Origin of the sequence: Porphyromonas sp. CAG:1061 (assembly GCF_000435035.1) — a bacterium.
GTDB classification, from domain to species: Bacteria; Bacteroidota; Bacteroidia; order Bacteroidales; family Porphyromonadaceae; genus Porphyromonas_A; species Porphyromonas_A somerae.
In genome coordinates this window covers 7,476-14,702 of sequence record NZ_HF988902.1, presented here as the reverse complement: position 1 = coordinate 14,702, position 7,227 = coordinate 7,476, and the positions used below count along the sequence as shown (strand labels likewise).

The 7,227-nt window shown below is 45.0% G+C and carries 4 protein-coding genes; all 4 read right to left on the bottom strand.

Translation table 11 applies throughout. The features are described 5' to 3' along the window. Positions 1 to 39: 39 nt before the first annotated feature. The gene (gene carB, locus QVO39_RS03800) at positions 40 to 4,386 is read right to left on the bottom strand and encodes a carbamoyl-phosphate synthase (glutamine-hydrolyzing) large subunit (protein WP_021903077.1); all 4,347 of its coding nucleotides are present in this window, start codon (positions 4,384 to 4,386) and stop codon (positions 40 to 42) included. A 9-nt stretch (positions 4,387 to 4,395) separates the two neighbouring features. Further along, positions 4,396 to 6,282, bottom strand: a complete 1,887-nt coding sequence (locus QVO39_RS03795) for an amidophosphoribosyltransferase (protein ID WP_021903076.1) — start codon at positions 6,280 to 6,282, stop codon at positions 4,396 to 4,398. A gap of 74 nt (positions 6,283 to 6,356) precedes the next feature. Then, entirely contained in the window at positions 6,357 to 6,785 is a 429-nt protein-coding gene (locus tag QVO39_RS03790; protein ID WP_021903075.1) for a DUF5606 family protein, read from the bottom strand. Continuing rightward, positions 6,782 to 7,227, bottom strand: a 446-nt coding sequence (locus tag QVO39_RS03785) for a dephospho-CoA kinase (protein ID WP_288171730.1), incomplete at its 5' end; no start/stop codon positions are given. The genes QVO39_RS03790 and QVO39_RS03785, both read right to left, overlap by 4 nt.

Genomic DNA, 7,227 nt, shown 5'->3' with positions numbered 1-7,227 from the left:
GCTATTGGCGAGACCCTTTTCGTCGTATAGTGAAGTTCATCACTGCACAAAGCTTGACCATGGTGAGATGGTAATGCTGTCTTCTTCAATGGTGCAGAATGAGTGTATGTAAGCACTAGCAAGTCGGGCATTAGTAATGAGCGGAATATTGTGGTCAATAGCGGCACGACGCAATTTATAACCATTGGTTAACTCTCCAGGAGTAAGGTTTTTATTGATGTTGATCACCAAGTCCACATCTCCACTATGAAGTAATTCAAGAGCCTGAGGGGTGCCTTCTTCGCTAGGCCAGTAGCACAATGTGCTCTCCACTCCATTTTCCATCAAGAAACGATGGGTGCCTTCTGTTGCGTAGATGATATAGCCTTTATCTCTTAGAAGTTTAGCTGAGTCTAGTAGCATCACTTTTTGTTTTACGCCACCAGTACTCATTAGTACTCCCTTTTTAGGGATCCGATGACCCACAGAGAGCATTGCTTGTAGTATCGCTTCGTCGGAAGAACGTGCGATACATCCTACTTCGCCAGTAGAGGTCATATCCACTCCTAGTACAGGGTCGGCTTTTTGTAACCTAGTAAAAGAGAATTGAGAGGCTTTGATACCAACGTGATCTAAGTCGAAAGCATTCTTAAGAGGAGCTTCGTATGGTGAGCCAATCATTATCTTAGTTGCCAACTCAATCATATTGTAGTTGGAAACCTTGCTCACAAATGGGAAGCTTCGGGAGGCTCTTAGATTACACTCAATTACTTTAATATCATTTTCCTTTGCTAGGAATTGGATATTAAATGGCCCTGAGATATGTAGCTCTTGAGCAATCATCCGTACAATCCGCTTGATGCGTCGGATGGTCTCAATATAGAGCTTTTGAGCAGGGAATTGAATGGTGGCATCTCCCGAGTGGACTCCGGCAAACTCAATGTGCTCACTAATGGCGTAGGCAATGAGTTCTCCCTTATCTGCCACGGCATCTAGCTCAATCTCCTTAGCATTTTCAATAAAGCTGGAGATCACAACAGGGTGCTTTTGCGATACATTTGCAGCAAGCTTTAGGAAGCGCTCTAGCTCCTCATCGTTGGAGCAGACATTCATCGCAGCTCCACTGAGTACATAAGATGGGCGAACCAGCACAGGATACCCGACCTCTTTTACGAAGGACTCTACATCCTCAAGAGTGGTGAGCTCTTTCCATGCTGGCTGGTCTATTCCTAGTCGATCCAGCATCGCTGAGAACTTGTGACGATCTTCGGCATTGTCGATATATTTTGCTTGAGTGCCTAGGATTGGAGCTTGAATAGCATCTAGCTTCATCGCCAGATTATTAGGGATCTGCCCACCGGTAGATAGAATGGTTCCTCGTGGTCGTTCAAGATCTAAGATATCTTGCACTCTCTCAAATGTAAGCTCGTCAAAGTATAGGCGATCAGAGAGGTCGTAGTCGGTACTAACCGTCTCTGGATTGTAATTGATCATAATGGAGTGTAGCCCTTCTTTACGAATCGTATTCAGTGCTGAAACACCACACCAGTCAAATTCTACTGAACTACCTATCCTATATGCTCCTGACCCTAGCACAACGATGCTATTTTCACCATTTTCAAAGGTGACATCGTGCTGTTTTCCGTCGTAGGTCATATAAAGATAGTTGGTCTGAGCAGGGTACTCACCAGCAAGCGTGTCGATTTGCCTTACTACAGGCAAGATGTTTAGCTTTTTGCGGTATTCCCTTACGGCAGCCTGCTTTACCTCAATATCATCTATATCCGTGCCAAATAGAGCTCTTGCAATTTGGAAATCAGAGAAGCCCTGCACTTTAGCTCTTCTCAATAGCTCAGGAGATATTTCAGCTATGCCTGACAGAGCCTCAAGTTGCTCTGCAGTATCCATAATCTTTCGAAGCTTATAGAGGAAGAATAGGTCAATCTTAGTGAGGTCATGGATCTCTTCTACCGTATATCCAAGCCTGAAAGCTTTGCTGATGACAAATATACGCCTATCTGTAGGCTGGCTAAGAGCTTTAGGAATGTCGGGAATGACCAACTCTTTATTCTCAACAAAGCCATGCATCCCTTGGCCGATCATGCGAAGTCCCTTTTGGATGACCTCTTCAATCGTGCGACCAACACTCATGATCTCTCCTACAGACTTCATGCTACTACCGATCTCACGAGATACGCCATGGAACTTACTCAAGTCCCACCTTGGCATCTTGCAGACTACATAGTCCAATGCTGGCTCAAAGAAGGCTGAGGTCGTGGTAGTTACTGCATTTTTAAGCTGGAAAAGGCCGTAGCCAAGGCCTAGCTTTGCTGCAACAAATGCTAGGGGGTACCCTGTTGCTTTCGAGGCGAGTGCCGACGAACGACTCAGACGTGCATTGACCTCAATTACTCTATAGTCTTCGCTATCAGGATCCAAAGCATACTGCACATTGCACTCACCAACAATGCCGATATGGCGTACGATCTGAATAGCAATACTTCTTAGCTTTTGATGCTCAGAATTGGTGAGGGTCTGTGAAGGAGCTAATACTATACTCTCCCCAGTGTGAATGCCAAGGGGGTCAAAGTTCTCCATATTGCAGACGGTGATACAATTGTCGTATCTATCTCTCACCACCTCATACTCAATCTCTTTCCACCCCCGTAAGCTCTTCTCCACCAACACTTGAGGAGAGAAGGAGAAGGCTTTTTCACACAAGGCGTTTAGTTCTTCCTCATTGTCACAGAAGCCACTACCAAGTCCGCCTAGTGCGTAGGCAGCACGGATAATAACGGGATATCCCACATGTAGTGCTGCCTTTCGAGCTGCCTCAATAGTCTCAACAGCTTCACTTTGGATTGTCTTGACCTTGATTTGGTCCAGCTTCTTTACAAAAAGTTCACGATCCTCCGTGTCCATAATGGCTTGGACGGGAGTCCCAACTACCTGAATGATGTACTTCTCTAAAATACCACTATTGTAGAGTGCCACTCCACAATTGAGAGCGGTTTGCCCACCAAAGGCGAGTAGTATACCATCAGGACGTTCTTTCTCAATGACCTTTTCAAGGAAGTAGGGGGTCACAGGTAGAAAGTACACAGTATCGGCTACCCCTTTTGAGGTTTGTACCGTTGCAATGTTGGGGTTCACCAAAACGGTGTGTATGCCCTCCTCTCGCAATGCCTTTAGCGCTTGCGAACCAGAGTAGTCAAACTCTCCCGCCTCTCCAATCTTTAGAGCGCCCGAGCCGAGTACAAGGATCTTGGAATACTTATTAATTGGCTTTGTTTCCTCCGAGGTAGGAGAGACCAACTTCCCATTGTTGATTAAGTCGGCAAACTGATCGAAAATGAATACCGTATCCTCTGGACCTCCATTAGCCTCGGGGTGAAATTGTGTGGAAAAGAACTTCCCAGACTCGTGGATAAGCCCCTCATTAGAGCCGTCATTGAGGTTCCTAAAATAAGTGTGCCATCCCTCAGGTAGCGAACTATCATCTACAGCAAAGCCGTGATTTTGGCTAGTGATATAGCATTTATTTGTACCACAAAGTTGTACAGGTTGGTTGACAGACCGATGTCCGAAGGGCATCTTTGCCACCTTAGCACCAATGGCCTGGGCAATGATTTGGTTGCCCATACAGATACCAGCCACTGGCTTATCTCCCTTGTTGAGAATGTCTCGAACCCTTTCTACAAGGGTGGTACAGAGTAGAGGATTTCCTGGACCATTACTGATAAATAGCCCATCGTATTGCAACTGGGTAAAGTCGTAGTCCCATGGCACTAGTGTGACGTTAAGACCTCGTTTAATCAGGTGACGAATAATATTCTCCTTTACGCCGCAGTCTACCAATACCACCTTTTTACTTCCGAAACTGGTAAATTCCTTAACCTCCTTAGTAGAGACTTTATCTACTAAGTTGATCTCATCAGTACTAATAAACTCGCTGTTATCCTTTCTTACTTCATCAAGAAGTACTTTGCCTAGAAGTGGCCCGCTGTTACGTAGCTTTATGGTTAGCTCTCTTGTATCAATACCTGTAAGTCCTACCACTCCATGGCGTGCTAAGGCACTATCAAGGCTTTCAACAGCATTCCAATGACTATACTCATTCGTATAGTCGTGCATAATCAGAGCCGCTGGATGTATTTTATCACTTTCAAGAAACTTAGTAAGACCTGTCTCTGGGTCTTTTTCCTCAGAGGGAAACCCATAATTTCCTATGACAGGATAAGTGGTGACCAATATTTGTCCAGAGTACGATGGGTCAGTGAGGCTCTCGGTGTAACCAGTCATCGCTGTGCTGAATACCACCTCGCCACTAGCTTGGACCTCTGCCCCTATTACCGTGCCTTCGTACTTGCTACCATCGCTTAGTAGGAGTATACCTTTTCGTTCCATAGTCTTATTTTATTGTTTCCTGAAATCTTCTTCGTAAAATGCTTTGTAAGCCATATTCGTTAGCTTCACGCCACCAGGAGTGGGGTAGTCACCACTGAAATACCAATCTCCTGGGTGATTCGGAATTGCCTTGTGCAACCCTTCAAGAGACTGAAAAACCAATTCAACTTCGGCATTGATATCGGAAGGACGAAGCCGCTCAACGATCTTTGTGTTGATCTCTTCAACCGTAAATGGCGCATAAATATCCTTCACAAAGTTTCGCTCCTCAATCAGTGGTGAGTGAATACTCTCTATGATTGAGCGGTAGGTATCGTGTATAATATATGCCATACCTCTTTCGAGAAGTAGGTCAATTGCCGCCAAGAAAGCAACAAACTCTCGCATCCTACTCATATCAATACCATAGTGGTCTGGGTATCGAATCTGAGGTGCTGAGGATACCACCACTATCTTCTTAGGGTGAAGTCGGTCAAGGATACGAATAATACTTTCCTTGAGTGTGGTACCACGGACAACACTGTCATCAATGACCACCAGGTTGTCCACGCCCTTTTCTACGGTGTCGTAGGTGATATCATAGACGTGCTGTGCCAAGTCTGTACGACTCGCCCCCTCCGAAATGAATGTGCGGAGTTTGATATCTTTGATCACCACTTTCTCAGCCCGAACTCGTTTGTCTAGAAGCTCGTATATCTCCTCTTTAGTCATCTGAGGATTGGCTAGTATTTCCTCCGCTTTCCAATGATTGAAGTGACGCTCCATACCCTCAATCATGCCATAATAACAGGTCTCTGCCGTATTTGGTATGAAAGAAAAGACTGAGTGGTCAATATCATTATCTATAGCCTTAAGCACATCTGGAATAAGCTGCTCGCCAAGTTTTTTACGCTCCTTATAGATATCCTTGTCCGACCCTCTTGAGAAGTATATCCTCTCAAAAGAACAAGCTTTATTTTCCTTAGGAGGTAGTATGTTAGAGACCTTGATTTCGGAGCCCGTCTTATTGATGGTAAGGGCGTTGCCACGCTCTAGCTCATGAACCGAATCTGCAGGCACATTCAAGACCGTTTGTATCACAGCTCTCTCCGAAGCGCATACTACGATTTCATCATCATAGTAGTAAAAGGCAGGACGAATGCCCCAAGGGTCGCGGAGCATAAACATCTCCCCACTACCCGTGAGTCCACACATGGTATAGCCACCGTCCCAAAGAGGGGCACACTCTTTAAGGGGAATAGTTGTATCAATACGGGATTCAATATCGTGAGTGATATCCATCCCTGTTAGTCCCTTTGCCTTACTTTCCCTAAACTTATGCTCTACCTCTCTATCCAGACGGTGCCCTAGTTGTTCAAGCAGAATATGGGTGTCGGAGTTGCTTCTTGGGTGTTGCCCTACTGAAGTGATTGAGTCAAATATATCGTCCACACTAGTGAGCGTGAAGTTACCACATAGTGACAAGCTCTTTGCTCTCCAATTACTTCTTCGAAGCATTGGGTGAACGTATTGTATCTCTTGCTTGCCTTGTGTGGCATACCTCAGATGACCCATATAGCATTCAGCAGCATAAGGGATGTGTGCCTGAGCGAAGTTGGGGTCTCCCTGCTTCTCCTTACCGAACGATTGGATTTGTCGCTCTACAGAGGCAAAAATCTCGGTGATGGCTGTATTTCCCAGAGCTCTTTCTCGGTACATATACTCCTCACCCGTTGGTGCAGTGAGTTTTACACAGGAGATACCTGCTCCATCTTGTCCTCTATTATGTTGCTTCTCCATTAAGAGGTACATCTTATTTAGACCATACCTCCACGTGCCATATTTCTCTTGATAGTAGGTCAATGGCTTCCGTAGCCTCACCATTGCTATACCACACTCGTGCTTCAGTTCCTCCATTTGTGCCTTGCCTTGTTTTTAATTCTGAAAGAAGCCAGTCTCTGATCGACTAGAGACTGACTTCCTTTAGATTATTATTCTTTATTCTCAGATGAGTCCTGGTCCTCTTTAGGTACAAAAGTCTCCATGCCAGCTTTTCTAAGAAGGTTATACCACTTTATCAGCTTCTTAATATCGCTATCGTGAACCTTCTCTTTGTCGTAGATTGGAAGCACCTCCTCCATAAAGCTACGTAAGTTACTAGAGCTTCCTAGTACTTCCGATTCATTCTCTATGGTCTCGGGGTGCTTGCTCTTTATCTCCTCAAATACCTCTCCTAGTGGCTTCTCGCCCTCTTCGGTATAAATTGAAATATCGGCTAGGGAAACGATGTTGTCTCTAGCAAAGAGAGGCATTCTCCGACCACTTTCCAAGTCTTCCGCAGTGAAAGGCATTCGAGTGCGATTAATCAGCTTATACAATCCCGATTTTCCTGATATAGAAATAATGTCTGTTAGCTTCATTGTTTATGTTGAATTATATTATCAAGTTGATGGTAAATTACTTCCAATTCTCTTATGATAGAGGAGTTGCCACTATTATCAATGTGCCAATCCGCTTCATCATTTTGTCTTGTCGTCTCCTCCCTCTGTAGGTTTTCAAGTAGCTCAAACCCTTTTTCGCTCCGAAAGGGATCTCTCTTTAGTACCCTGCTCATTCGTATGGGCGTTTCGGCTTTTACAGCAATTGTTATGTCACAAAGCTGGTACATGTTGGAGGTGAAAAGTATGGCACTCTCTAGGGCTACCCACTTGCTTACTTGCTTGCCTTTCCAGAGTCCAAATTGCTCCCTTACGGTGCCGTGAACAATCCTTTCCAGCTCCTCCTTTGTCTGTTTATTAGCCAGAAGTCTGCTTATTCCTTCCTTTGCCAGTTCCCCATTGCCCTTAATCGGATCCACCCCAA

Coding starts and splice junctions, on each gene's coding strand:
- carB (WP_021903077.1), bottom strand. CDS start 4,386: ATGGAACGAAAAGGTATACTCCTACTAAGCGATGGTAGCAAGTACGAA.
- QVO39_RS03795 (WP_021903076.1), bottom strand. CDS start 6,282: ATGGAGGAACTGAAGCACGAGTGTGGTATAGCAATGGTGAGGCTACGG.
- QVO39_RS03790 (WP_021903075.1), bottom strand. CDS start 6,785: ATGAAGCTAACAGACATTATTTCTATATCAGGAAAATCGGGATTGTAT.